Source organism: Gemmatimonadetes bacterium SCN 70-22 (assembly GCA_001724275.1).
GTDB lineage: Bacteria > Gemmatimonadota > Gemmatimonadetes > Gemmatimonadales > Gemmatimonadaceae > SCN-70-22.
Genome location: MEDZ01000013.1, coordinates 18334 through 44605, shown reverse-complemented (window position 1 = coordinate 44605; position 26272 = coordinate 18334). Strand labels below are relative to the sequence as shown.

Genomic DNA, 26272 nt, shown 5'->3' with positions numbered 1-26272 from the left:
AAGGGTGGCGGGCACTCGCCCCGGCGACCGCACGGGCGAGGCACCGGCCATGGCTGGCGTCCCGCCCTGGCGGCCTCGCTCCTCATCGCATTGCAGCTCGCCGCCTGCGCCGAGCCCAGCACCGCCCCGCAGCGCCCCGCCGAGCCGCGGGCGGCCACCTGGTCCACCTGGGTGCTGGCCGATGCCGGGGTGCTGCGCCCCCCGGCGCCGCCGGCCGGCGGCTCTCCGCAGGTGCAACAGGAACTGGAGGCGATCGTCGCGGCGCAGGCGAATCGCACCGCCGCGACCGACTCGCTCATCCGCACCTACGACGGCGACCCCACCTCCCTGTGGACGCGCGAGGCGGTCGATCTCCTCGGCTTCTACTGGACCATCCTCCCCGACGTCCGCATCGCCACCCCGGCGCGCTCGGCGCGCCTGATGACGCTGCTGCACGTGGCCATGTACGACGCAGTGGTCGCCACGTGGGACGCGAAGTATGCCTACAAGCGTGCGGCGCCAGCGCGGACGGGCGGCCGGGTGCGCGCGCTCGTCACCCTGGGCGACGCGCCGAGTTACCCGAGCGAGCACGCGGCGGTGGCCGCCGCCGCCGCCGAGGTGCTCATCGCCCTGGCCCTGCCCGGCGACACCGCGCGGTTGCGCGCCATGATGCACGAGGCCGGCCAGGCCCGCGTCGCCGCCGGCGCCGCCTGGCCCAGCGACGTGCAGGCGGGTTACACGTTAGGCACGGCGGTGGCGCGCCGCGTCCTGCAGCGCGCGGCCACCGACGGCGCCGACGCCACGTGGCAGGGGAGCCCGCCCGAGGGGGCCTACTCCTGGAAGCCGACGCCCCCCCGCCGCGTCGCCGTCCCCTTCGACGCCCTGGCGGGGACGTGGCGCACCTGGGTCATTGCCGGGGGCGACGCCTTCCGCCCGCCGCCCCCCCCGTTGCCCGGCTCCCCCGAGTTTGCCGCCAACCTCGCCGAGCTCCGGAAGTTTGCGGCTGGCGGTCGCACGGTGACCCAGATGGATCGCGCCCGGTACTGGGCCACCGAGGCCCCCACCGCGCGGTGGGACCTGTACATGGAGGAGGAGCTGGAGCGGCGTCGCTGGAGCGTCCCCCGCGCCGCGCGCGCCCGCGCCTACGTGAGCATCGCGATGTACGACGCCTTCGTGGCCTGCTGGGACGGCAAGTTCCACTACTGGCTGGCGCGCCCCATCACCATCGACCCCACCCTGACCACGATCTTCGCGACGCCGCCCTTCCCGTCGTACCCCTCCGGGCATTCGAGCATCTCACCGGCCGCGGCGATGGTCATGGGCGAGCTCTTCCCCGACCGGAAGCGGCACTACGACGACCTGGCGGTGGAGGCGTCCGAGTCCCGCGTCTGGGCCGGCGTGCACTATCGCTTCGACATCGAGGCCGGAGAGGCGCTGGGGACGAAGGTCGGGGAGGCGGTGATCGCTCGGATGCGGAGCGACGGGGTGCGCTGACGGGGTGCGCTGACGGGACGTGTTCCGCGCGGGACGCCGGGAGGACGCCTCCAGGACGCCCCCGCACGCCCCCCGCAGCAGCACCGGCCCGGGCGCCGGCCCGCGGCATAGTGGGGGAATCGCCGATTGCCGTCCGCGTGCGCGGGAGGAACGATACGGGGCGCGCCCGTCCCGGGTGCGCGCCCAATCCCCCTTCGCGCACCACCATGTCCAGCCGCCGTCGCCGTGCCGTCCCTCGCCTGACCCCTGCGTTCGCCGTCGTGCTGATGGCCCTCGCGCTCTCGGCCGCACCGGCCGCCGTGGCCCAGCAGCCCACTTCCACTCCCAGCGCCGAGGCCGTCCGCGCGGCCTACGCCAAGCGGGAGGTGATGATCCCGATGCGCGACGGGGTGCGCCTCTTCACGTCGATCTACGTCCCGCGCGACACCACGCGCCGCTACCCCGTGCTGATGTCGCGCACCCCGTACTCGGTGGCCCCGTACGGCGCCGACAACTATCGCGCCGCGCTGGGCCCCTCGGGCAACCCTCGTTATGCGGCCGACGGCTACATCTTCGTCTACCAGGACGTGCGGGGGCGCCATTTCTCCGAGGGGACCTTCGTCGACATGACTCCGGTGCGCGAGCGGCACGACACGCCCGCCGACATCGACGAGGGGACCGACGCCTGGGACACCATCGAGTGGCTCCTCGCCAACCTTCCCACCAACGGGAAGATGGGGATCTACGGGACGTCGTACCCGGGCTTCTTCGCGACCACCTCGTGCCTGTCGCGTCACCCGGCGCTCGTGGCCTGCTCGCCGCAGGCGCCGATGACCGACATCTGGATGGGCGACGACAACTTCCACGGCGGCGCCTTCCTCCTCCCGCACAACTTCGGCTTCTTCACCTCGTTCGGGCGCGGGCCGCGCACCGAGCCGGGGTACGACAAGCGCTACCCGTTCAGCATGGGGACGCGCGACGCCTACAAGTTCTACCTGGAGATGGGGCCGGTGGGGCCGGGGTCGCGGAAGTACTTGCAGCCGGCGGGAACGGCCCCGATGTGGGATTCGATCCTGGCCCACCCGGCCTACGATGACTACTGGAAGTCGCGCAACGTGCGCCCGCACCTCACGGACGTGAAGGCGGCGGTGCTCACCGTGGGCGGCTTCTACGACACCGAGGACCTGCATGGGCCGTGGTGGGTCCACGACGCCATCGCCCGCCAGAGCCCCGGGACGCGCAACACCCTGGTGGAGGGGCCGTGGTCGCACGGCGGGTGGAGCCGCGGCGACGGCACCTCGTTAGGCACCCTGCGCTGGCGGTACCCCACCGGTCCCTTCTACCGCGACTCCGTGGAGTACCCCTTCTTTGCCCATCACCTGGCCGGGGCCCCCGACCCGCAGCTCCCCAACGTCCTCGTCTTCCGCACCGGGGGCGACCGGTGGGACCGCTACGACCGCTGGCCCGCCCCCAACGCCAGGCCAGTCTCGCTGTACCTGCATCCGGATGGCAAGCTTGCCTTCACCCCGCCAGCGGCACGCGGGGGCTTCGATGAGTACGTCAGCGACCCCGCCAAGCCCGTCCCCCTCGTGGACCGCATCGAGCCGCAGGGGATGCCGCGCGACTACATCACCGCCGACCAGCGCTTCGCCGCGCGCCGCCCCGACGTCCTGGTCTACCAGACCGACGTCCTCGCCGAGGACGTGACACTCACCGGCCCCGTCGCCCCGGTGCTCCACGTGAGCACCACCGGGACCGACGCCGACTTCATCGTCAAGCTCATCGACGTCTTCCCCGACACGGCGTCCAACTGGATGGGCGACACCAGCGGCTTCATCGTGGGCGGCTACCAGCAGCTGGTGCGCGGCGAGCCGATCCGCATGCGCTACCGCCGCTCGTGGGAGAAGCCGGCGCCGATGGTGGCCGGGCGCCCGGACTCGGTGCGCTACGAGATGCCCTCCATCCACCACACCTTCCGCAAGGGGCACCGCATCATGGTGCAGGTGCAAAGCACCTGGTTCCCGCACATCGACCGGAACCCGCAGAAGTTCGTCCCCGACATCTTCGAGGCGAAGCCGGAGGACTTCGTGAAGGCGACGATGCGCGTGTACCACAGCGCGGCGCGCCCCACGCGGCTCGAGGTGCGGCGGCTGGACCAGTAGCGAGGTCCGGCCGATCACGGAACGGGGCGCGACTCCCGAGTGGGTCGCGCCCCGTTCACGTATGCCACGGCCCGCCGGCGGACGGGCGCCTAACGCATCGCCCGTGCCCTGGCCTGCGCCGCCCGCCACCGGGCCATGACGGCGACGTACTGCTCGCGCGCCTTCGCGCACGCCGCCACCTGCACCGCCGTGGGCGCCACCTCCGCCCCCTGCATCGCCATGGCCGCCGACTGCAAGGCATTGCTCACCGCCTCCAGCGACGGCGTCGCCGGGGCCGCGCCCCGCCGGCGGAAGCCCCCCTGCCTCGTGCGCTGCAACCCGGTGGGAGCCAGCGCCTCGAGCTCCGCCTTGAGCGCCTCCGCCTCGGCGCCGCCCCGCGATGCCACCTGCGCGGCCAGCGCCCTGGCCTCGTTGAACGCCCGGTGCGCGGCGACGGCCCCGTCGTACATCTCCACGCTCAGGGCGTTGAGCTGCGCCAGCGCCGCCGGCACGATCGTCACCCGCGGGTCGAGCCTCACCTCGATCGGCTGCGCGTACGACTTCCCCTCGACCGCCAGCCGCACCGTGTACCGCCCCGGCGGGACCCACGGCACGTTGTAGTTGGGGTACGTCCGCCCCGGCACCGCCCCCGTCGCCTCCTCGTCCCCCGCCGGGATCAGGTCCTGCGGCGACACCGGGTCGAAGCGCAGGTCCCAGCTGAAGCGGTGCATCCCCGCCCTGGTCGAGACGATGTACTGCGGCGCCGGCCAGTACAGCGGGAGCCCGCAGTAGGCGGCGGTCGGGTTCTTCCGGCACACCTGGTCGTACGCCGCCATGTCCTTCCCCGGGTCCGGGTCGAAGACCGGCTCGGTGCTGGAGTACGAGCGCACGACCTTCCCCCCCGCATCCACGATCTCGAGCTTCACCTCGCCGCTCGCGGCGCGCGGGAGGTAGTAGTCGATGATCGCTCCGGGCGGCGGGTTCTCACCGGATGGGAGCTCCGGCGGCCACGGCGTGGGCTCGTTGGTGCCGAAGCGCACGCGCACCGCCGTCCCCGGCTTGAACAGGTAGGGGGCGCCTGACGAGAGCGATGCGCGCGCCGCCGCCGCCTGGCGCAGCGGCGTCACGTCGTCCAGGATCCAGAAGCCGCGCCCGTGCGTCCCGGCGATCAGGTCGGCGCAGTGGCAGGTGGAGTCGTCCTTCACCTGCAGGTCGCGCACCGAAATGGCCGGCATCCCGTTCTTGAGCGACTGCCAATGGTCGCCGTCGTCGAACGAGACCCACACCTGCAGGTCGGTGGCGGCGTACAGCAGCCCCTTCTGCCGCGGGTCCTCGCGGATCGCGTTGGCCACCGCGCCGCCCGCAATCCCCGTGTTGATCTCGGTCCACGTCTTCCCGCCATCGTGCGTGCGGAAGAAGTGCGGGTTGATGTCGTCGAGGCGGAGCGTGTTGGCCGCGGCATACGCCGTGAGGTTGTCGAAGTGCCCCGCCTCGATGTTGAAGATGCGGGTCCACGCCCTGATGGACGGAGGGGTGACGTTGCTCCAGGATGTCCCGCCGTTGGTGGTCACCTGGATCTGCCCGTCGTCGGTCCCGGCCCAGATGACCGACAGCGACCTGGGCGACGGCGACAGGGCGGTGATGCTCCCCCAGGGGCCGGGCGTGACGCTGGCGGCGTACTTCCCGGCATTGGCCGGCACGTCCCAGGCCTGCCGCGCGAGGTCGGGGGAGATGCGCGTCCAGCTGTGTGCCTTGTCGGTGCTCTTCCACACCACGTTCGACGCGTAGTACATCGTGTGGTGGTCCACCGGCGAGAAGTGCAGCGGCATGGTGCGCACGTTGCGGTTCATCGCCCCGCCGCCGGGGAGCGTCCCCGAAACGTCGGGCCCCACCTGCGTCGTCTGCCGGGTGCGCCGGTCGTAGCGCGAGACCCCCGAGCGCTGGCTCCCGAAGACGATGTCGGGGTCCCGCGGGTCGGGCGCCGCCATCCCGTATTCCTGGATGTTGACCGGGTGCCAGTCGTGGAAGGTGATGCGCCCGTCGTCCGAGCGGCTCTGCACGCACGCCGATCCCGAGTCCTGCTGCCCGCTGCACACGCGATAGGGGAAGGCGAAGTCGGTGGTGACGTGGTACATCGCCGCCGTGTTCTGGTTGTACCAGTTGCTCCACGACGCGCCGCGATTCGCCGAGACCACGGCCCCCTGATCGGCGACCGCGACGAGGATCTTCGGATCGTTGGGGTTGATCCAGATGCGCTGGTAATCGTCGCCTCCCGGGGCGCCGCGCACCGCCGACCAGGTGAGTCCGCCGTCTTCCGTCCGCCACATCACCACCGAGGCGCTGTACACCACGTCGGCGTCCTTGGGATCGACCGTGAGCGTGGGGAGGTCGCCTCCGCCGATGCGCGCAAGCGGTCGCATGTCCTGCCGCCCCCCGGCGATCTCGTCCCGCGGGCCGCGGACGGGCTGGTACCAGTGCGCTCCCCCGTCCACCGACTTGTAGAAGCCGATGGCCCCCTCGCCGGGGGCGACGACGGCGTAGAGGATGTTCGGGGCGCTGGGGGCGATGGCGATGTTGGCCTGGAGCGCCGACGGGAGCCCCGTCGACAGCTGCACCCACGTGGTCCCGCCGTCGGTCGACTTGAAGATCCCCATCCCCGCGCCGCCGAAGTCGCGCCCCTCGATGAAGCTCTGCTGCTGCTGCCAGAGCGTTGCGTAGACGGTGTTGGGGTCACCGGGGTCGATCAGGACCTCGTTGGCGCTGGTGTACTCGTCCTTGTAGAGCACCTTCTCGAAGGTCCGTCCGCCGTCGGTCGAGCGGAACACGCCGCGCTCGGGGTTGGGCCCATACGGGTGTCCGAGGGCGGCGACGAAGAGACGGTTCTCGTTGCGCGGGTCGACCGCGATGGCGGCGATCATCTGGCTCTCGCGCAGCCCCAGGTGGACCCACGACTTGCCGCCGTCGGTCGACTTGTACATCCCGTCGCCGATGGCGAGGTCGGGGCGGATGATCCCGGCCCCGCTCCCCACGTAGATGGTGCTGGGGTTGGTCGGCGCCACCGCGATCGCCCCGATGGACCCCGTCGGCTGGTCGTCGAAGATGGGGACCCAGTTGGCGCCGTAGTCGGTGGAGCGCCAGACGCCGCCGTTGTCGAAGCCGGCGTAGAACGTGTTGGGGAGCGACGGGACGCCGGCCACGGCACGGGCGCGCCCGGCGCGGGTGGGGCCGATCTCGCGCCATTGCATGGCGTCGAAGGCGAGCGCCTGGGCGGACAGCGCGGCGAACGGGAGGCACGCGGCGCACACCGCCAGGGCGGCGAGCGCCGCCGCACGGAGCGACCAGCGGGTGGGGCGGCGGCAGGACATCGGCATGGGGAGGTGAAGTCGCGGGGGGCGGGGAATATGCGGCGTTCCGCGGAGCCAGCCGGCCAGAAGCTGCACCCCCCGCTCGCCGGGCGACAAGGTCGCGCCGGGAGTCTTCACACGTTCCACACGCGCGACGAAAGCGGCCGCCCCCGGAGCGGGAGCGGCCGTGTCGATGCCTAACGAGCCCGCGTGGTGCCGAGGCTCAGCTGCGCTCCCTCCCCTTCAGCTTCCCCACCTCGTTGCCGAGCGACCAGCGCCCCGTGGTCAGCGGCCTCGCCCCACCCTGGCTCTCCCGGCTGAGCGTCAGCGTCAAAACGCCACTCGGCGTCTCGCCCTGCACGATCACGTCGGACTGCAGGACCGTGACCTCCAGCGGACGCGCCGCCGACTCGCCCGGCATGCGGGCGCTGGCCACCAGGATCCCGGCCGAGTCGGCGACGGTGACGATGGAGGGGAAGGCGCCCCGATGGGCCATGTCGAACCGGTACGTCGCGACGACGCGCGCGCCGCGCGCCGGGTCGCTCGGCCGCTGGGCGGCGGCGGTCGTGGCGCTGGCGCCGATCATGATGGCGGCCATCGCGATGGCGGAGAGGATGTGGCGCGTGGGCATGGACGGTCTCCTTGATGATGTATGCGCTGCACGGACTGTCGTGACGGGGCCTACGGGCGCCCGCGGGCCGATGTTTCTCGGCCTGATGGGTCGTTTGACCCATGGGCGGCGGACGCGGCCGTGAAGCCGGGATGATCCGTCCGGATCGGTGACGAGTCGCGATTGCGCGGGGCGCACGGCGGCGTGATTATCCGGGCCCCGATGGTCACCACCCCTGACGCGCAGGACGATCGCCATGAACGACAAGATCGAGCAGTTCGCCGCCACCTGGGCCCACGAATCCGACGGCACCCAGAAGTGCCTCGACCGGCTCACCGATGCCTCGTTAGGTACGTCGGTCAACGCCGACGGGCGCACGATCGCGCGCCTGGCGTGGCACATCACGCAGACGATCCCCGAGATGATGGGGCGCACCGGCCTGGCGGTGTCGGGGCCCGGCGAGCACGAAGCGCCGCCGGCGCACGCCGCCCAGATCGCCGCCGCCTATCGCACCGCCGCCACGTCGCTCGTCAACGAGATCCGCGCCCGCTGGACCGATGCGTCGCTCGAGCAGCAGGACGAGATGTACGGCGAGATGTGGTCGCGATCGCAGACGCTGAGGGCGCTGGTGGCGCACCAGATCCACCACCGCGGGCAGCTGACGATCCTCATGCGGCTGGCGGGGCTGGCCGTCCCCGGGATCTACGGTCCCGCGCGCGAGGAGTGGGCCGGGATGGGGATGGAACCGCCGGCCATCTAGCGGCGCCCGGGGCGGACGAACGGGGGGAGGGGCATTGGCCCCTCCCCCCGTTCGTCATGAGAGCACACCAACGATCGGCAGTGTGCCCGGTGCGGGTGGCTCAGCCGCGACGGGGGCGATCCGATGAGGGCGGACTAACGCCCGGAAGGATCTCTTGCGGAGCGACCGCCCCGGCCCCCAGAGTGTGCGCCTCGCGCAGGCGCCCTGCGCGCCCTCCCCCCTGCACTCTCCGAGGTGCCATGTCCAACCGCACGTCCATCCGCGGCATCTTCGTGCCGCTCCTCGCGCTCCTCTGGGCCGCCCCCGCAGCGGCGCAGCAGGGGACGGGGACCGTGAGCGGCCAGGTGGCCGACTCCGCATCACGCGCCCCGCTGGTCGGGGCGGAGATCATCGTCACCGGCGATGCGGGGGCCGGTGTCCGCACCGTTCGTACCGGCGTCAACGGGCGCTACACCGTCGCCGGCCTGGCGCCCGGCGCGGCGACGGTGAGTGTCCGGCTGGTCGGCTTCGCCCCGCGCGCCCTTCGGGTCACGGTGCGCGCCAACGAGACGGTCACCGCCGACTTCTTCCTCCCCGCGCAGACGGCGCGGCTCGACCAGGTGGTCGTGACAGGTACGGGCGGGGTGACGCAGCGCCGCGCGGTCGGGAACGTCGTCGAGTCCATCGACGCCAAGGACGTGATGGCCGTTGCCCCGGCGCGCTCGGTGCAGGAGGTGATCGGCGCCCGCACCCCGGGGCTCATCGTCCTCCCCGCCGCGGGGCAGGTCGGGACCGGCGCCCAGCTGCGCGTGCGCGGCGTGGGCTCGCTCTCGCTCTCCAACGACCCGATCATCTACATCGACGGCGTGCGCATGGACGCGGCGCCGGCGCGTGGCCCGGTACAGCGCGGCGGCGGCGGCGCCTCGCGCCTCAACGACATCAACCCCGAGGACATCCAGTCCATCGAGGTCATCAAGGGGCCGGCCGCCTCCACGCTCTACGGCACCGAAGCCTCCAACGGCGTCATCCAGATCATCACCAAGCGCGGACGCACGGGGAAGCCGCAGTTCAACTTCACCACCCGCCAGGGGGCCAACTGGCTCGCCAACCCCGAGGGGCGCGCCGGGCTCCTGTACGGGCGCGACCCCGCCACGCAGGAGATCATCTCCTTCAACCTCTACCGGAACGAGATCGACAACGGCAACGGGCCGATCTTCACCACCGGCCAGAACCAGGGCTACCAGGCCGCCCTCAACGGCGGGACCGACGCCAACCGCTACTACATCGCGGCCTCGTGGGACCATGACGTCGGCGTGGTCCCGTGGAACTGGAACAAGAAGTTCTCCGGGCGCGCCAACGTCGACATCCTGGCCAGCAACACGCTGCGGCTGCAGGGGAGCATCGGGCACATCCGCGATCGCGTCCGCCTGGCGCAGCAGGCCATCGACGTCGACCCGTTCTCCCAGCTCCGCTGGGGGACGCCGCTCACCCGCAACACGGGGAAGCGGGGCTTCCTCAACTCGCCGCCCGAGGAGTGGAAGACCGCCGAGGCGCACGCCGACAACGACCGCACCACGCTGAGCCTCACGATGGAGTACTCCCCGATGACGTGGTTCACCAACCGCCTCATCACCGGGCTCGACGTGGGCGCCGAGAACAACTGGACGCTCTACCGCCGCCAGCCGTTAGGCAGCCTGGACTTCCTGGGACAGAACGGCCTCGGCGCCAAGAACGCCGCCCGCACCACCCGTTCGTTCCTCACCCTCGACTACTCGGGGAACGTGAGGTGGGGCTTCGGCGAGGACATCCGCCTGACCTCGTCGGTGGGCCTCCAGGCCTATCGCTCGGAGATCAGCACCATCGGCGCCACCGCCAACACCTTCCCCGCCATCCCGATCACCACCATCACCGGCGGCGCCACGCGCAGCGGGACCGAGGACTACCTGGCCAACGCCACCGTCGGGATGTTCGTGCAGCAGCAGGTGGCGTGGAAGAACCGCGTCTTCGTGACCGCCGCCGTGCGCGGCGACGACAACAGCGCCTTCGGCAAGGACTTCTCCGCGGCCTACTATCCCAAGGTCAGCGCCTCGTGGGTGGTGAGCGAGGAGCCGTGGTTCAAGGTCCCCTTCCTCGGCGAGACGCGCCTGCGCGGTGCATTGGGCGCGGCGGGGACGCAGCCGGGCACCTTCGACGCCTCGCGCCTGTACGACCCGAGCGTCGGCTACCAGAACAACCCGGGGCTCATCCCGTCGTCGTTCGGCAACCCGGCGCTCAAGCCCGAGCGCTCGCAGGAGCTCGAGCTGGGCTTCGAGACCACCCTCCTCAACGGGCGGGCCGACGTCTCCTACACGCACTACGGGCGTGACATCACCGACGCCATCGTCAACGTCCCCATTCCCCCCTCGGCCGGCTTCCCCGGCTCGCAGGTGGTCAACATCGGGAAGGTGAGCGGGTGGGGGAACGAGCTCGCCGTCAACGTCCGCCTCATCGAGGGGCGTCGCTTCGCGTGGGAGATGGGGACGCAGCTCGCCTCCAACGGCAACCGCATCGAGGACATGGGCGGGTCGCAGTTCCTCGCCGTCGGTGGTGGCGGCCAGGCGCAGAACCGCGTCGGCTACGGCATCGCCGACTTCTTCATGTACAAGCTCCGCTCGGCGAAGATCGACGACAAGGGAACCGTCCTCGAGTCCATCTGCGACGGCGGCCGTGGCAAGGGCGGCGTCGATCGCGGCGGCGCCGACGTCCCGTGCTCGCAGGCCCCGCGCGTGTACTGGGGGCACTCGCAGCCCACCTGGCAGCTGGGGGTCAACACCTCCGTCTCGCTCTGGGAGAAGCTGCGCCTCTACGCGCGCGTCGACGGCAACGGGGGCCACATCCAGTCCAACACCGAGATCCGCGCCCTGCACAACCAGGGGTCGACCCTTGCGGTGATCAAGCGCGACGACCCGTTCCTCCAGGTCTATCGCGCCATCGAGGCCGACGCCCCGGGGACGTATCGCGCCGGCTTCCTGCGCCTGCGCGAGGTGTCCGCCAGCTACAACCTCGCCCGCTCGCTCGTGCAGCGCATCGGCGCCTCCAACGGATCGCTCACCGTCGGCGGGCGCAACCTGATGATGCTCTGGACCCAGCAGGACGGGTGGGGGACCTCGCGCGACGGGATGATCAAGGTCGGCATCGCCGACCAGCGCGTGTGGGACCCCGAGATTCGCGCGGTGGGGCAGCTCTCCAACGGCTACCAGACCATCCTCCCCCCCACCGTGAGCTTCGTGACGACGCTCCGCCTCACCTTCTAAGCGACGGAGACGACGACATCATGCATCGGCATCACATGACCACGACTTCCAGGGGCGCCGTGCTGCGCCATCGAGCGGCCGCCGTCGGGGTGGCGCTCCTCTCCATCACCTCCGCGGCGTGCGACAAGCTGCTGAGCGTCGAGAACCCGGGGCGCGTCGCCGTCGAGGCGCTCGAGGACCCGGCGCTCGCGCCGGCCCTGGCCTACGCCTCGCTGCAGAGCTTCCAGTGCGCCTTCGGCCAGTGGGTCTCCACGGCCGGGATGCTCTCCGGCGAGTACTGGTCGGCCAACGGCTTCGTGAACAACCACATCTGGGAATGGCGCGGCGTCCAGGAGATCAAGAACGAGCCCGGCGCCTGCACCACCAGCCGCGCCGCCACCAACATGGGCTTCTACTCGCCCATGCAGCAGGCGCGCTGGCAGCTGGACGATGCGCACAAGCGCATCTCCGTCTTCACCGACCAGCAGGTGGCCAACCGCGCCCGCATCCTGGCCGAGATGCGCGCCTACGCCGGCTACACCTACGTGATCCTCGCCGAGTCGATGTGCGAGATGACGGTCGACAACGGGCCGAAGATGAACAAGGCGGAGGTGCTGGCCATCGCCGAGGCCCGCTTCACCGACGCCCTCGCCTCGGCGAACACCGCCAACGACGCCTCGCTGCGCAACATGGCGTACGTGGGGCGGGCGCGCACGCGCCTCGATGCCGGGAACCTGGCCGGCGCCGCCGCCGACGCGCAGCAGGTGACCGCCGGCTTCGTGCGCAACGCCGAGTTCTCCGAAACGACCCCGGCGCGCGAGAACCGGCTCTACAACCTCTCCGTCCGCAACGACTTCGTCTCGGTGACGCCGGCGTACCGGGGACTCACGCTCGAGAACGGCGCCCCCGACCCGCGCGTGAAGGTGGCCGACATGAAGCGCATCGGCCCCGACAACAACACCGCCATCTGGCAGCAGCAGAAGTTCACCGGGAGCGGTGCGGTATCGCTCCCGATCGCCTCGTGGGCCGAGGCGCAGCTGATCCTGGCCGAGGCGTCCACGGGGACCGCGCAGCTCGACGCCATCAACCGGGTGCGGGCGGCGCAGAACATCCCGGCGCTCGTCCCCCCGCCCGGGGCCGACATGATGTCCATCATCCTCGAGGAGCGGCGTCGCCAGCTGTTCAGCGAGGGACATCGCTATGTCGACATGCTGCGCAAGAACCTCCCGTTCCAGAGCGGGGTGAACCGGAAGGGGCAGACGTACAGCACCCTCACCTGCATTCCGCTGCCTAACGTGGAGACGCAGAACAACCCGAACTTCAAGTCGAGCTAGCGCGCGCGGCGGGTTGGTGAGTCGAGAAGGGGCGGAGCCGCGGTGGCTCCGCCCCTTCTCGCGTCATCCTGTCGGGTGGCGGTTGGCCCGCCCGCGAGGTTGCGCGCAGGCGGCCCTAAGGCGTGAGCCCGAACGCGGTCGATAGCCAGTCGAGGGCGTCGGCGCGGTCGAGCCGGTACACCCCTCCGGTCCCGACGCAATTGCCGTTGATGGCGAACGACGTCACCCCGCCCACCACGTTGCTGGAGCCGATGAAGTTGGGGCCCCCCGAGTCGCCGAAGCAGGTGCCGCCGGTGGACGCGTTGTTGGAGAGCATCAGCGAGTAGCCCCCCACGTAGCCGGTGTTGATCTGCACCAGCCTGGGCGTGGCCGACATCCGCACGCGTTGTCCCTCGACGAAGACGGGATTGATCCACTGCAGCCCGTAACCGACGGCGGTGAACGTCACGTTCTGCGTCCCGCGGGCGCGTGCCATCTGGTCGATGACGTTCAGCGGCGGGAGGGCGCCGTACGCCGGCATGCTCACGGGTGCATCGAGCACCACCATGCCCACGTCGTGGCGATAGAAGGCGTTCGGGTCGTAGCTCGGATGCGTATACGGCGTCCCCCCGACATCGCCGCTGAAGGGGTAGCCGTTCCCCGGGATCCCCGACTCCACGTCGGCGTCGAACCAGATCTCGGCATGGGCAGCCGGCGATTCGGTGCAGTGCCCGGCGGTGAGGAAGTGTGTGGGCGACACGAGGGTCCCCGAGCAGCGCCAGAGCGGGTTCCCGATCCCGCGGACATGTCCAGAGTGGCGCGCGTTGCGCATCGGGCCGGCGAGGGTGGGCCCCGCCTGGCGGCACGCCACGACACGTCACCGCGTCCCGGGCGGTCCCACATGGGCCCCTCGGCAGCACCGGTAGCGTCGCGCCTCCCCCGTGCGTACGATTGGCGACCGCAATGCCTGCGGGCCCGGACGCCATCCCTCTCACTCGCCGTCGTTCCGCGATCACGCCTCTCGCCATGATTCCCACTCGTCTCCGCACCGCGTTCGTCCTACCCCTCGTCCTGCTCGCGACGATCTCCGCCGCGTGCGCCCCCCGGGCCGGCGTGGAGAGCGGGGCCGTGGCTCCGGCTGGCGCCTACGACGTCGTGATCGAGAATGGCAAGGTCGTCGACGGGACCGGGGCGGCCTGGTTCTACGGCGACGTGGCGCTCCGGGGCGACCGGATCGCCGCCATCGGCCCCCGCGGCGCCTTCCGGACGGCGCGCGCCGCGCAGCGCGTCGACGCCACCGGGCAGGTCGTCGCCCCCGGCTTCATCGACATCCAGGCGCACTCCATCGCGCACTACATGATGGGCGACGGGCGCGCGCTCTCGATGATGACCCAGGGGATCACCACCGCCATCCATGGGGAGGGGTCCTCGTTAGGGCCGGTGAACGACAAGATCCTCGCCGCCGAGACCGACACCGCCACCCGGCGCATCCTGTCGCAGTTCACCGGGGCGCACGGCTTCGCGAAGTGGCTCGAATACATGGTGGGGCGCGGCGCCTCGCAGAATGTGGGGTCGTTCCTCGGCGACGGGACGGTGCGCGTCTACGCCAAGGGTGAGGAGGCGGGGCCGTTGACCGCCGCCGAGCGCGACACCATGAAGGCGATGGTCGCGCGGGCCATGGAGGACGGGGCCTTCGGCATCGCCAGCGCGCTGATCTACCCGCCCAACACCTACGCCAGCACCGAGGAGCTGGTCGAGGCGGCCCGGGCGATGGCGCCCTACGGCGGGGTGTACATCACCCACATGCGGAGCGAGGGGGACAAGTTCCTGGAGGCGATCGACGAGGCGCTGCGGATCGGGCGAGAGGGCGGGGTCCCCGTCGAGATCTACCACCTCAAGGCGAGCGGGCCGCGCAATTGGCCCAAGATGCCCCTGGCCATCGCCAAGATCGACTCGGCGCGCACCGCGGGGCAGGACGTCCAGGCCAACATGTACCTGTACCCGGCCGGGGGAAATTCCTTCGCCAGCTGCATCCCGCCCAAGTACGCGGCCGGGGGGAAGCTGCTCGACAACCTGCGCAACCCGGCGCTGCGGGCGACGATGGTCGCCGAGATGCACGCCATGGACGCCGGCTACGAGAACCTCTGCGAGATCGCGACCCCGGCCAACGTGATGGTGACCGGCTTCCGGAAGCCCGAGCTGAAGCGGTTCGAGGGGAAGCGGCTGAGCGAGATCGCCGCCGCCTTGGGCAAGGACTGGGCGGAGGTCATCATCGACCTCAACGTGGAGGAAGAGCTGGGGCTGGGGGAGATTCTCTTCCTGATGAGCGAGGAGAACATGAAGCTCCAGCTGCAACAGCCGTGGATCAAGTTCGGGACCGACGCCGGCTCGCAGGACCCCGCGACCGCGCGGGGGATGACGCACCCGCGGACGTACGGGAACTTCCCGCGCATCTTCGCCAAGTACGTGCGCGAGGAGCGGGTGCTCCCGCTGGAGGACGCCGTGCGCAAGGCATCGTCGGCGGTGGCGACGCGGCTCAACCTCACCGACCGCGGCGTGCTGAAGGTGGGGCTCAAGGCCGACGTCATCGTCTTCGACCCGGCGACCATCCAGGACCACGCGACGTTCGAGCAGCCGCACCAGCTGTCGACCGGGGTGCGCGACGTCTTCGTGAACGGGGTGGCGGTGGTGCGCGGTGGCGTGCACACCGGGGCCAAGCCGGGGGTGGTGGTGCGGGGGCCGGGGTATCGGCGGTAAGGGGGCTCGCTCTCGTGCGTCACGCCTGACGAGCCGACCACCCGGGCGGCTCGTCGCGGCACGCGGGCTGCGCACGGGCTGCGCGCGAACGTCAGCTGCGCTCGCCCCGCCCGACCATGGCCGCTGCCCCTCGCCCCGCCGCGCGCCCCGTTGCCCACGCCCACATGAAGTTGTAGCCGCCGATCGGCCCAAAGGCGTCGAGCGCCTCGCCGCACACGAAGAGCCCAGGGTGCCGGCGGCTCTCCAAGGTGCGGGTGTCCACCTCGCCCAGGCTCACCCCGCCGCCCGTCACCTCGGCCTTCTTGTAGCCCTCATCGCCGCTCCACGGGAGCGTGCCCCGCACCAGCATCTCGACGAGCCGCTTCCGTTCCGCGCGTCGCAGTTCGGCCAGCGGGCGCGTGTGGTCGACCTCCGCCTTCGCGAGGAGCACCAGCGCGAGCCGCTCGGGGAGATGGGCGCGCAGGGCCCCGGCCACCGTGCGTGGCCCGTGCGGGCGCAGCGCCGCTTCCCACTCCTTCTCACCCAGCTCGGTCCACTGCACGATGAGCCGCGCGCTCGAGTCGCCTTCCAGCCGCGAGCGCGCCACCACGTGCGACACGTCGAGCGCGGCTGGGCCGCTGTAGCCGTGGTGCGTGAAGAGGAAGCCCCGCTTGGACGTGGCCGCGCGGTGCGCGTCGATGGCCGACAGCGTGACCTCGAGCGAGACGCCGCTCAGCGCCGCGAAGGTCGCGTCGCGCGAGGTGATGGGGGTGAGCGCCGGATAGGTCGGGTGCAGCACGTGGCCGAGCGCGCCGAGCAGGCGCAAGCCGATCCCGTCGCTCCCCGTCGCGGGGACGCTCAGTCCGCCAGTTGCAACGACGACGGCGTCGGCCTCGACCGGCGACGCGCCGTCGATGGCGATCGCCCACCGTCCGGCGTTCGGCGCGAAGCCGGTCACCAGGGTGTCGAATCGGATGTCGACGCCTTCACGCCGCGCCTGCGCATGGAGCCCGTCACGCACGTCGCGCGCCTTGTGCGAGGCCGGGAAGCGCTTCAGCGACTCGCGCTCCTCGGCGAGCGGGATGCCGATCGCCTCGAAGAAGCGCACCTGCTCGTCGAGCGGCCACGAGCGCAGCATCTTGCGCAGCGTGTTGGGCGAGGAGTCGGTGACGAAGCGCGACTCGTCCACCTCGAGCGGCAGGATGTTGCAGCGCCCTCCGCCGCTGATGAGGATCTTGCGCCCGCCGTCGCGGGTGCGCTCGAGCAGGGTGGTGCGCGCCCCGTCGCGCGCGGCGAAGATTGCCGCCATCGTTCCGGCCGCCCCCGCGCCGATTACCACGACATGTCGCATGGGGGGAGAATAGCGACCATGTGCGGGCGCCGCTTCCCCGGTCAGGTGACGGACGCCCCCAATGGGAGTGGCCGGCCTACGGAGCGCTGGATGCGTCCGGCGTCGTGCCGGGCCAGCCGGCGTCAAGCCTCACGCCATGCGAGCCGCCGCTACCCTCTCGTCATGCAGGGCGGAAGCACGATGCCGAGGCGAAAGGGGGTCGATGGCGGCGGAGCGAGGGCGCCGCGCATTGCGCCCGTTCGTCCCCCGCCGCAACGTCTCGCCGTCACCCCGTCTCCGCCAATCGCACTCCGCCGCATGCGCGCAATCCGCCCCCTCATCGCCCTCGTCCTGGGTGCCTGCACCTCGGGCCCCGCCGGCACCACCATCACCAATGTCCGCATCGTCGACGGCACGGGCGCGGCGGCCGTGAGCGGTGCGGTGCGCTTCGTGGGCGACACCATCGTGGCCGTGGGCGCCGTGCACCCCGCCGCCGGCGATTCGGTCATCGACGGCGGCGGCCTCGTCCTCGCTCCGGGCTTCATCGACACCCACTCCCACCACGGCGGCGGACTCCTCGAGACGCCGGACGCGTTAGGCGCGGTGAGCCAGGGGATCACTACCATCGTCTCGGGCGCCGACGGGAGCCATCCATTCCCGCTCGCCAAGCGCATCGACACCCTCGCCAAGGTCGCCCCCTCGGTCAACGTCGCCTTCTACGCCGGCCACGGGACGCTGCGCGAGCAGGTGATGGGCGGCGACTTCAAGCGCAAAGCGACCCCCGCCGAGGTGGACTCCATGGCCGTCCTCCTCCAGCAGGAGCTCGACGCCGGTGCCCTCGGCCTCTCCACCGGGCTCGAATACGATCCGGGGATCTACTCCGGCCGCGCCGAGGTCATCGCGCTGGCCAAGGTGGCGGCCAGGGCCGGGGGGCGCTACGCGAGCCACATCCGCAGCGAGGACCGCTGGTTCTGGGAGGCCATCGACGAGATCATCGCCGTGGGGCGCGAGGCCAGGCTCCCCGTGCAGGTGAGCCACATCAAGCTGGGGATGATCCCGCTGTGGGGGCAGACGGACTCGCTCCTCCACGTGCTGGGCGCGGCGCGCAACAGCGGCATCGACATCACGGCCGACATCTACCCGTATCCCTACTGGCACTCCACGCTCACCGTCCTCTTTCCCAAGCGCGACTTCGGCAACCGCGCCGAGGCCGGGAAGATCCTGCGCGAAATCGCCAGGCCCGAGGGGTTGCTGATCGGGCGCTTCGAGGCCAATCCGGCCTACAAGGGGAAAACGATCGCCGAGATCGCCGTGATGCGGAAGGAGGACCCGGCGAGCACGCTGATGGGGCTCATCCGCGAGGCGCAAGCGTGGGAGAAGGCCAATCCCGGCAAGGACGGCGAGAGCGTGGTGGCGACGAGCATGTCGGAGGCCGACGTGTCGAAGCTCATCGCCTGGGAGCAGGCCAACATCTGCTCCGACGGCGCCCTGGACGGGGCACACCCTCGGGGGTTCGGCGCCTTCACGCGCGTGCTGGGGCGGTATGTGCGCGAGCAGAAGGTCCTCACGCTCGAGGAGGCGATCCGCAAGATGACCTCCCTCTCGGCGGCGCACGTGGGAATCAAGCGGCGCGGGACCATCGCCGCTGGGCAGTACGCCGATCTGGTGCTCTTCGACCCCGCGACCGTGATCGACCGCGCGACGCCGGCGGAGCCGCACCTGGTGTCGGAGGGGATACGGCGGGTGTGGGTGAACGGGAAGGTGGTGTGGGCCGACGGCAGGACCGTCGCCAGCCGCAGCGGGCGCGTGATCAGGCGGGCGGACCGTTAGGTGTCGTCGTCGCGCCGCCCGACACCTTCGGCGCGATACGCCTCCAGCACCTCGCCCGAAAAGCAGGCGAAGACCACCCGCTCCACGTCTCCCCGCTCCGCCGCCGCGCGGGCCTCGCGCACCGCGATCTGCGTCGCCGCCTGCAACGGGTAGCCGAAGATTCCCGTGGAGATGGCGGGGAAGGCGATGCGCGTGATGTCGTGCGCGCGGGCGAGGGCGAAGACGGCGCGGTAGGCGCGGGCCAGGAGCTCCGGCTCGCCGTGGTGTCCTCCATGCCAGCGAGGGCCCACGGCGTGGATGACGTAGCGTGCCGGGAGCGCGAAGCCCGGGGTGATGCGGGCGTCGCCGGCGGGGCAGGGGGCCACGCGCTCGCACGCCACCGCCAGCTGCGGTCCCGCCGCGGCGTGGATGGCGCCGCAGACCCCGCCGCCAGGGGCGAGCGATTCGTTGGCGGCGTTGACGATGGCGTCGACGTCGAGACGGGTGATGTCGGCGAGGACGGCGGTCAGGGGGGCGGTGGGGGCGGTCAGCATCGTTTGGACTTGAATTCAGCAGGGCGGCAATCGAGCCCGCCCGCCGGCCAAAGCCCGCGCCCTTCAGTGCGGGCGGTACGCTCCGCGCCGTCCAGCGCGACGCGGTATCGCGCCGTGCGGCCGTAGGGGTACGCCACTGCCCACCCCATCCGCGCCATCACCCAGTTGACCATGATCTCGTCGCTCCAGACATAGGCGAGGCGGCGGCTGTACCGGTCCTGGTTCTCGACGTCCAGTTCTAGCTCCACCACGGAGCCGACCGGAATGAGCGAGGTAAGCGCCGCTGTGGAAACGGCGAACCAGGGCGATTGCGCGCGCTCGGGCGCGTCGATCCCGATCAATCGCACCTCGCCGAGCTCGCGACACTCGATGCCATCGCCGTCCACAATGTGCGACACCGTGCAGCGCTCGAGCGTTGTGGTGGGGCGACGTGGAGATGCCGGGTCACGGAGGGCGGCGAGGAACGACGTCGGCTGCTCGGTGCCCTCGCCGGACAGCGGTCGGGGTCCGTGCTCGAGCCTAGCCGCCCCTTTTGCTCCCCCCGCACATACCCGCCCCCCCGCCGGCCGATACCGCCGCGCCTTCGCGTCCGCCTCGCTCACGTAGAAGCCGCGCGCCGTCGTCCCGTAGGGCGGCGTCCCCGGGCAGTGGTATACCCCGGAACGTGGATTCACCCACACGCGCACCGCGGAGCTATCCGCGGAGGCCTGCGACGAGGCGCTGGTCGCGGCGCAGGCCACCAGGAGGAGGGCGACGGCAAGCGGAGTGTGGCGACGGGTCATGCTGGCAATCTCCACGCTGCGGTTACCTACGGGACGACCATCACGCGCTACCGCTTCACCCCTCGCGCCGTGACCGAGTCCACCATCACCCGCCCCCGGTCGTCGAGCCGCGCATGGAACTCCCCGATGCGCCGCACATAGCCGATCGTCTCCTCGTGCCGCCACCGCTTCACCTTCGGGGCGACGGTCTCGATGCTCGGCCACGATCGGGGGTCGAGCCTCGACGCTCGCGCCTCATCCTGCGCATTGAGCACCGTCCTGCGCCCGGCGTTGTAGCTGGCGAAGGTGAAGGCGCGCGTGTCGGCGATCACCGAGTCGCCCTCCCAGCGCGTCCAGAGCGCCCGGTCGTACGCAATGCCGGCAGCGATGTTCATCTCCGGGCTGTCGATGCGCTGCAGGTCGGGGTTCCTCGACCGGATCTCGTTGAACGTCGCCGGCATCAGCTGCATCACCCCGCGCGCCCCCACCCAGCTCCTGGCCTTGGGATCCAGGTTGCTCTCGGCCATCCCCTGGGCCTTGAAGATGCGCCAGTCGAAGGCGGGACCGAAGTAGCGCTTGCTGTACTTGCGGAAGGCGTCGTCGTAGCGGTCGGCGGGGCGACGGGGCTGGGCCGGCGCGTCGCGAGGGGCGAGCGCGACGAGTGCCGCCAGGAGCAAACCGGCGCGCAGGATCGCCCCCGGCACAATGCCGTTCCGTGACAGCAGGGAGCCGCACACGGCGCTCATGCTCCTAGTTGAGCGCCCCGCCGATCACGATCGCCACCGAGATGAAGATGGCGGCGATGAACAGCCCCACGGCGACGTTTCCCTTCCTGAGTTCATCCTCGAAATCGACCTTGGGTGTCAGGAGATCTATGACGCGGTAGGCGACGAACATCATCGCGACGCCGAGGGCGGCGTAGAGGAAGTTGAGGGCGACGATGGACCACTGCATGCCAGTGACCGAGGTGAGGGTGGCTGGAAGTTGCCGCCGGGGGCGCCGGAGGGAAGGGGGGGGGCGTCATCCAGCTTCCGGGCCGTCACCGCCCCGCCGGACCTAACGACGCTGCAGCTCGTACATCACCGACCAGATGTCGCCCAGCGCGTGGTGATACCCCGCGCCGTCATCGCCCTGGTACTTCTCCACCTCGTCCTTGAAGTTGTCGTAGTCGATCTCCTCGGCGAGCGCCGCCGCGACGCGCGTCCACGCCGCCTTGCCGACGAAGAGGCGGAAGGCGTAGTCGCTGCGCTTCGTCTCGACGATCTCGCACCCCTCGAGCTCGTCGGGGAAGCGCGCCGTGAGCGCCTCGAGGTGCGGGCGAAGGCGGGCGCGGACCATGATACGGGAGGGGTCGACGGGCTGGCCGTGGGCGCCGTCGCCCTGACGGGCGCAGACGGCCGAAAAGAATCCGTGCTTCGTGAAGAGCCACATGTCGCGATTCGGATGGGTGTGAAGGCGAATGGTTACCGGGGGGGAGGCGCCGGCGGCGACATTATCGGCCCGACGCCACTTCGTTTGCCGCCATGGACCTGCCGTACTATACTCGGCCAAACCGAGCGCCTTGCCAATGACCACAAAGGAGCTCCTCCATATCCAGCCGCCGCGCGACACGCACGGATTCAGCAAGCTGGCGCCGGACCTGGTGGCAGAGGAGCTGTCGCGCGACGAGTGCCCGGGCAAGGTGCTGCCGGGGTTTGCGTGCACGGTGGCGGAAATACTCTAGCCGTGGACGCGACCGAAGTACCGCTTCACCCCTACACGCCAGCGGTGACGCGCCCTCGCGCGGCTGCCACGTGAACGACTCGGCCAGGATTTCGGGCTCGTCGATTCCCGGACGCCAGCGCTCGACCAAGCGATTGGCCGGGTCGACGATCCACTCCTCGGGGACCCCCGCCTGAGCCAGTTCGGGGGTGCCCCGCGGGTGGCGCCACGACGGCGCCGGCGTCACCAGCAGCTCCCCGTCCACCACCTCGTACCGGTGCTCGTTGTCGGGAAGGACGTTCCGTTCCTCCATCGTCCAGATGCGATGGGTGAGGTTCGAGAGAACCGACGAGGGCGCCGGCATGACCACGGCGTACGCTCGGCGCAGTTAGGGAGGCAAGGGGGCATGCTCCACGGTGGGGGCGATCCCGTGGCCGGACCGTACCATTTCCCGACGATTGGTGCCGAATCGTGTACTCGCTGACTACCGTGCCCCCTCCCCCAGTACATCCCCTCGCGGCTTCTCCCACCCCGGGATCCATCGCGGGCACGCCTCGCCCGGGCGCGACACCACCGTCGTGAACGATCCCTCGCCGCTTCCGAATCGCAGGTCGTACATCGTAACGACTCCGTTCGCCCCGCGTTCCCACACCGGGACCCGGATGAACTCCAGCGCTGCCGCCAGCTCGCATCGCTCGGCCGCGAGGGCGCGCAGTTCGGCGACCGGCGCGCTCCACGTGCGCCCCCAGCCGATCGCCGGCGAATCGCTGCGGTCCGCCCGTGAGGCCTCGGCCGCATCCCCGCGCCTCACGTTGCCGCACGCGCTCGCCGTCAAGAGCGCCGGCACCGGCGCCACCGTGGCGGTGGTGGCCGAGTAGGTGCCGTCGTATTCGGTGACGACGATGGCCGCCAGGCACAACGGGTTCCCCGGCGCCGGGGTGAGTACCGCGTCGCGGAGCGGCGCGCCGACCGCCCGTACCACGGCCTGCCGCCCCAGCGCCGACCCCGTGAAGGAAATTGCCTCGAACGCTCCCCACGCCACGAGCGCCCAAGTCGCCCGGCGCGAGGGCGCCAGCTGCCAGCTCACCAGCGTCCAGGCAATGGCCCCGATCGTGAGTACCGCGGCCACGTTGTGCCCCACCATCTCCACCCGCCACGCCGCCACGAGGATCGTCAGCAGCAACGCCCCGCTCAGCAGGCGTCTCAGCGTCCCGCGAGCGATGAAGAGGAGCGGCCCCAGCGCCGCGATCCAGAGCCACGGCTCGATGATGAAGACCGCGTCGCCGTAGATCCACCGCGCGCTCAGCGGCCACCACGGATGCACGCCGTAGTTGTTGGTGTAGTCCAGGGCTACGTGCGAGAGCGAGGCGATGAGCGAGAGCCCGAGCAGCGTTCGCGACCACGGTTGGGCGCGCAGGTCGCGGCGGTACAGCAGCGTCACCCCCCACGCCGCCAGCCCCGCCACGATGGTGAAGAGGACCGTGTGCGTGTGTCCGCGGTGGTGAAGCAGGTAGCCCAGCGGACCGATGCCGAGTACGTCGCCCGAGTAGGCGATGTCGAGGTCGGGGAGCTCGGCCAGGACGATGCCGAGTGTGTAGGCCGTGGGGCGAAAGGCGACAGGCGGGGGCGATGGGGCGCGCGCCACACGCTGCCAGGCGGCTTCGGCGAGGAGGGCGCCGGCGAGGGCGTGGGTGATGTTGTCCATGGAGGGGAGAACGGAGGCGCGCGCCTGGGCGTCAACGCGCCCAGAGGGTGCTCATGGGGAGGGCATGGAGTCCCTCTCCGAACGGGGCGGAGGTCTCGCCATCGTACAGCACCACCCCGGCCGAGAATCGCCGCCCCGTGGCCTCGCGCAGCTTCCGCAGCCCGCGAAAATCCGCGTCCGTCACGGTGGCCGCGGCTTTCACCTCTATCCCGGCCACGCGCGCACCGCACTCGAGCACGAGGTCGACCTCCACACCATCTCGATCGCGGAAATGGTAGAAGGTGACCGTTTCGGGGTGCCAGCTCGCCTGACGCCGCAATTCCTGAAAGACGAATGTCTCGAGCAGCGGGCCGAACGCCGACCGATCCGCATGGAGTGCGGTCGCGTCGAGTCCGAGCAGCGCGCAGGCGAGACCCGTGTCGCCCATGTGCAGCTTGGGCGTCTTCACCAGGCGCTTGAGCCGATTGTAGTGCCAGGGGGGAAGGGTGTCGATGAGGAAGACGCGCTCGAGCAGCGTCACGTAGTCCTTGATGGTCGGGCGGGTGAGGCTGAATGGGGCGGCGAGCTCGCTGATGTTCAGCGTCTGCGCCGTGTTGGCCGCGGCGACCGCGAGCAGACGAGGGAGCGCGTCCAGCGCGCTGATCCGCGACATGTCGCGTACGTCCCGCTCGACGAGCGCGTCGACATAGTTGCGATACCACGCCGCGCGGCGACGCGGTTGCGCACGCTGCAGTGCGGCGGGATATCCGCCAGCGACAACTCGCTCGACCAGCTCTCCGGCCAACCGACGGCTTCGGGGCCGCCTGAACGAGCCGGTGAAGAGGGCGTCGATGAAGTGAGGTTCCGTGCGCGCGATCTCGCCCTGCGACAGCGGATGCAGGCGCAAGATCTCCATCCGTCCCGCGAGCGAATCCGAGAGTCGTGGGACTAGCAGGACGTTGGCCGATCCGGTGAGGATGAATCGCCCGGGCGTGCGCGCGCGATCGATCGCCGCCTTGAGGGCCGAGAAGAGGGTGGGGACGTGCTGGACCTCGTCCAGGATGGCTCGTCTGGGGAGATCGGCCACGAACCCGATCGGGTCCGCGCTGGCCGCCGCGCGCGCCACGTCGTCGTCGAAGGTGGTGTACTGGTAGCCGAGCCGGTCGCCCACCGAGCGTGCGAGGGTCGTCTTCCCACTCTGCCGCGGCCCGTGGATCAGGACCGCGGGGGAGTCGGCGAGCGCCTCGGTGAGACGCTCCTCGGAGTAGCGTGGATAGGCAGTAGTGCCGGACATGCCGCGGATCGTAACACAGGAGCGCGGCAGATTGCAAGGTTAGTATACGGCAGAATGAAAGGTTGGCGGGCGGCAGATTGAAAGGTGACTACGGGCGGTTGTCGTCAGGAGATGCGGGTGCCGCCCTGCTGGGTGATCGGCCCAGGTGCTTGTCGCACCGCCGCTCACCCAGCAAGGGGAGACCACTGGACGCCGCCTCTCGCTGGGCCGAGTGCGAACGCTCGGCGGCGCGCTTCGCCGCCGCGCGGACGCCTAGCTGTTGATGACGAAGAGGTTGTTCACTGCTTCGCCGCGAGGCGCTGGAGCGGGGTGAGGAAGTGGAGCGCGGTATGACGGCGCTCGGTGTTGTAGAAGCGAAGGTACGCGGGTAGGGCGCGGGTGCGATAGACGGAGCGGCCGTAGGCGTGCGCATACGCCCACTCGTGGAGCAGGGTGCGGATGAAGCGTTCGGCCTTGCCGTTGGTCTGGGGCCGGTAGGGACGCGTGAAGTAGTGCCGGATCCGGTGCGCCTTGCAGGCGGCCGCCAGGGCCGCGCTCCGGTAGTTGCCGCCGTTGTCGGTGAGCAGGCGGCGGATCGTGACGCCGTGGGCGGCATACCAGGCGTAGGCCCGCTGCAGAAAGCCCGCGGTGGTCTCGCCCTGTTCGTCGGCGAGCACTTCCGCGTAGCCCAGGCGCGTGCAGTCGTCGATGGCGACATGGACATACTCCCAGCCGATCCCGCGTACGCGGGTCGTGCGGTCGCCGTGCATGCGATGGCCGACGCGGCCGATCTTCCCCAGCTTCTTCACGTCGAAGTGGACGAGCGTGCCGGGGCGCCGGCGCTCGTAGCGCTGCACCGGCCGGGGCGGTTCCAGGCGCGCCAGCCGGTTGAGGCCGTGGCGCCGCAGGATGGTCACCACCGTGGACACGGCCAGCGCGTAATGCTGCGCAATGCGGAGCGAACTCCAGCGCTTGCGGCGTGCGCGGAGGATCTGGCGCCGCTGGTGCCGGGGGAGTTGTCGTGCGATCCGGCGGGGGCGCGAGGAGCGATCCGTGGTGCTCCGCGCCGTCACCTCCCCCAGCTCGCGGCAGCGACGGACCCACTTCCACACGGTCCGGACGGACACCCCACACCCGTGGGCGACAACGGGCGCGCGTTCGCCCGCGAGGACGCGCTGGACCGCGAGGGCTCGCCCCCGCGGGGTCAATCGTGCATGCTTGTGGACGTTCACTGAGCCCTCTGGCAGTTGCCGGTTGTGGTCTCGACAACTCCAGCTTGCCCTGCTACGGCTCAGTGAACAACCTCCTCGTCAATTACACCTAGGGAGCCTTCAAGTCGAGCGTGGCCAGGGAACTGGCGGCGAGCTTCGTCAAGGTGCGCCTGTGGTCGCAGGACGACCTGCTCGAGGACTTGCTGTCAAATTATGAGAAGCTCGATGACGAGCTGAAGGCAGAAGCGCCGCAACGACGCATCTGGATCGTGGCGGCACCCGACGAGGGGATCTGAGCATGGTCTACCACGCGCACTCCGGTAGGCTCGCTTCTCACGCCTT

The 26272-nt window shown here is 70.8% G+C and carries 20 protein-coding genes; 8 read left to right on the top strand and 12 right to left on the bottom strand.

The window, feature by feature from the left end; all coding sequences use genetic code 11:
- The first annotated feature begins 90 nt into the window (after positions 1 to 90).
- Both ABS52_08505 and ABS52_08500 read left to right on the top strand, forming a co-directional pair.
- Positions 91 to 1473: a hypothetical protein gene (locus ABS52_08505; GenBank protein ID ODT03636.1), complete on the top strand. Its 1383-nt coding sequence runs from the start codon at positions 91 to 93 to the stop codon at positions 1471 to 1473.
- Between the two features lie 206 nt (positions 1474 to 1679).
- Positions 1680 to 3614 carry a hypothetical protein gene (locus tag ABS52_08500; protein ODT03635.1) on the top strand — a complete coding sequence of 645 codons (1935 nt, stop codon included), beginning with the start codon at positions 1680 to 1682 and terminating at the stop codon, positions 3612 to 3614.
- Between the two features lie 89 nt (positions 3615 to 3703).
- Here ABS52_08500 and ABS52_08495 read toward each other — a convergent pair whose 3' ends face one another.
- Both ABS52_08495 and ABS52_08490 read right to left on the bottom strand, forming a co-directional pair.
- A complete protein-coding gene (locus ABS52_08495; GenBank protein ID ODT03658.1) occupies positions 3704 to 6838 on the bottom strand; it encodes a glycoside hydrolase in 3135 nt (1044 codons plus the stop codon).
- Positions 6839 to 7160: 322 nt separating this feature from the next.
- Positions 7161 to 7568: a hypothetical protein gene (locus tag ABS52_08490; GenBank protein ODT03634.1), complete on the bottom strand. Its 408-nt coding sequence runs from the start codon at positions 7566 to 7568 to the stop codon at positions 7161 to 7163.
- Between the two features lie 235 nt (positions 7569 to 7803).
- On the opposite strand from ABS52_08490, the gene ABS52_08485 reads away from it, so the two are divergent.
- The 3 genes from ABS52_08485 to ABS52_08475 all read left to right on the top strand — a co-directional run bounded on the left by ABS52_08485 (position 7804) and on the right by ABS52_08475 (position 12892).
- Positions 7804 to 8307 (top strand): hypothetical protein, encoded by a 504-nt coding sequence (locus ABS52_08485; GenBank protein ID ODT03633.1) that lies wholly within the window; start codon positions 7804 to 7806, stop codon positions 8305 to 8307.
- A 239-nt stretch (positions 8308 to 8546) separates the two neighbouring features.
- Positions 8547 to 11579 (top strand): hypothetical protein, encoded by a 3033-nt coding sequence (locus ABS52_08480; protein ODT03632.1) that lies wholly within the window; start codon positions 8547 to 8549, stop codon positions 11577 to 11579.
- Between the two features lie 59 nt (positions 11580 to 11638).
- Positions 11639 to 12892 carry a hypothetical protein gene (locus ABS52_08475; protein ID ODT03631.1) on the top strand — a complete coding sequence of 418 codons (1254 nt, stop codon included), beginning with the start codon at positions 11639 to 11641 and terminating at the stop codon, positions 12890 to 12892.
- A 115-nt stretch (positions 12893 to 13007) separates the two neighbouring features.
- Here the strand turns inward: ABS52_08475 and ABS52_08470 are convergent, their stop codons facing one another.
- Positions 13008 to 13703 carry a serine protease gene (locus ABS52_08470; GenBank protein ID ODT03630.1) on the bottom strand — a complete coding sequence of 232 codons (696 nt, stop codon included), beginning with the start codon at positions 13701 to 13703 and terminating at the stop codon, positions 13008 to 13010.
- Positions 13704 to 13984: 281 nt separating this feature from the next.
- Here ABS52_08470 and ABS52_08465 point away from each other — a divergent pair, with 281 nt between their 5' ends.
- A complete protein-coding gene (locus ABS52_08465) occupies positions 13985 to 15628 on the top strand; it encodes a dihydroorotase (protein ID ODT03657.1) in 1644 nt (547 codons plus the stop codon).
- 91 nt (positions 15629 to 15719) lie between these two features.
- Here ABS52_08465 and ABS52_08460 read toward each other — a convergent pair whose 3' ends face one another.
- Positions 15720 to 16958, bottom strand: coding sequence for an oxidoreductase (locus tag ABS52_08460; protein ODT03629.1), 1239 nt, complete (start codon positions 16956 to 16958; stop codon positions 15720 to 15722).
- A gap of 297 nt (positions 16959 to 17255) precedes the next feature.
- Between ABS52_08460 and ABS52_08455 the strand changes: the two genes are divergently transcribed.
- On the top strand, positions 17256 to 18767 hold the full coding sequence (locus ABS52_08455; protein ODT03628.1) for a hypothetical protein: 1512 nt from the start codon (positions 17256 to 17258) through the stop codon (positions 18765 to 18767).
- Here the strand turns inward: ABS52_08455 and ABS52_08450 are convergent.
- The 5 genes from ABS52_08450 to ABS52_08430 all read right to left on the bottom strand — a co-directional run bounded on the left by ABS52_08450 (position 18764) and on the right by ABS52_08430 (position 21492).
- The gene (locus tag ABS52_08450) at positions 18764 to 19300 is read right to left on the bottom strand and encodes an O-acetyl-ADP-ribose deacetylase (GenBank protein ID ODT03627.1); all 537 of its coding nucleotides are present in this window, start codon (positions 19298 to 19300) and stop codon (positions 18764 to 18766) included. The two genes, ABS52_08455 and ABS52_08450, sit on opposite strands and share 4 nt — an antisense overlap.
- Positions 19294 to 20097 carry a hypothetical protein gene (locus ABS52_08445; GenBank protein ID ODT03626.1) on the bottom strand — a complete coding sequence of 268 codons (804 nt, stop codon included), beginning with the start codon at positions 20095 to 20097 and terminating at the stop codon, positions 19294 to 19296. Before ABS52_08445 ends, ABS52_08450 begins: the two co-directional genes overlap by 7 nt.
- A 32-nt stretch (positions 20098 to 20129) precedes the next feature.
- Positions 20130 to 20807: a hypothetical protein gene (locus tag ABS52_08440; GenBank protein ID ODT03625.1), complete on the bottom strand. Its 678-nt coding sequence runs from the start codon at positions 20805 to 20807 to the stop codon at positions 20130 to 20132.
- Between the two features lie 4 nt (positions 20808 to 20811).
- On the bottom strand, positions 20812 to 21015 hold the full coding sequence (locus tag ABS52_08435; GenBank protein ID ODT03624.1) for a hypothetical protein: 204 nt from the start codon (positions 21013 to 21015) through the stop codon (positions 20812 to 20814).
- Between the two features lie 102 nt (positions 21016 to 21117).
- On the bottom strand, positions 21118 to 21492 hold the full coding sequence (locus ABS52_08430) for a hypothetical protein (GenBank protein ID ODT03623.1): 375 nt from the start codon (positions 21490 to 21492) through the stop codon (positions 21118 to 21120).
- Between the two features lie 479 nt (positions 21493 to 21971).
- On the opposite strand from ABS52_08430, the gene ABS52_08425 reads away from it, so the two are divergent.
- Complete coding sequence (locus tag ABS52_08425; protein ID ODT03622.1) at positions 21972 to 22154, top strand: hypothetical protein; 183 nt, start codon at positions 21972 to 21974, stop codon at positions 22152 to 22154.
- A 92-nt stretch (positions 22155 to 22246) separates the two neighbouring features.
- Here ABS52_08425 and ABS52_08420 read toward each other — a convergent pair whose 3' ends face one another.
- The 3 genes from ABS52_08420 to ABS52_08410 form a co-directional block, all read right to left on the bottom strand.
- Entirely contained in the window at positions 22247 to 23467 is a 1221-nt protein-coding gene (locus ABS52_08420) for a hypothetical protein (protein ODT03621.1), read from the bottom strand.
- A 31-nt stretch (positions 23468 to 23498) separates the two neighbouring features.
- On the bottom strand, positions 23499 to 24740 hold the full coding sequence (locus ABS52_08415; protein ODT03620.1) for an AAA family ATPase: 1242 nt from the start codon (positions 24738 to 24740) through the stop codon (positions 23499 to 23501).
- A gap of 278 nt (positions 24741 to 25018) precedes the next feature.
- Positions 25019 to 25951, bottom strand: coding sequence for a hypothetical protein (locus ABS52_08410; protein ODT03619.1), 933 nt, complete (start codon positions 25949 to 25951; stop codon positions 25019 to 25021).
- Positions 25952 to 26272: the final 321 nt, after the last annotated feature.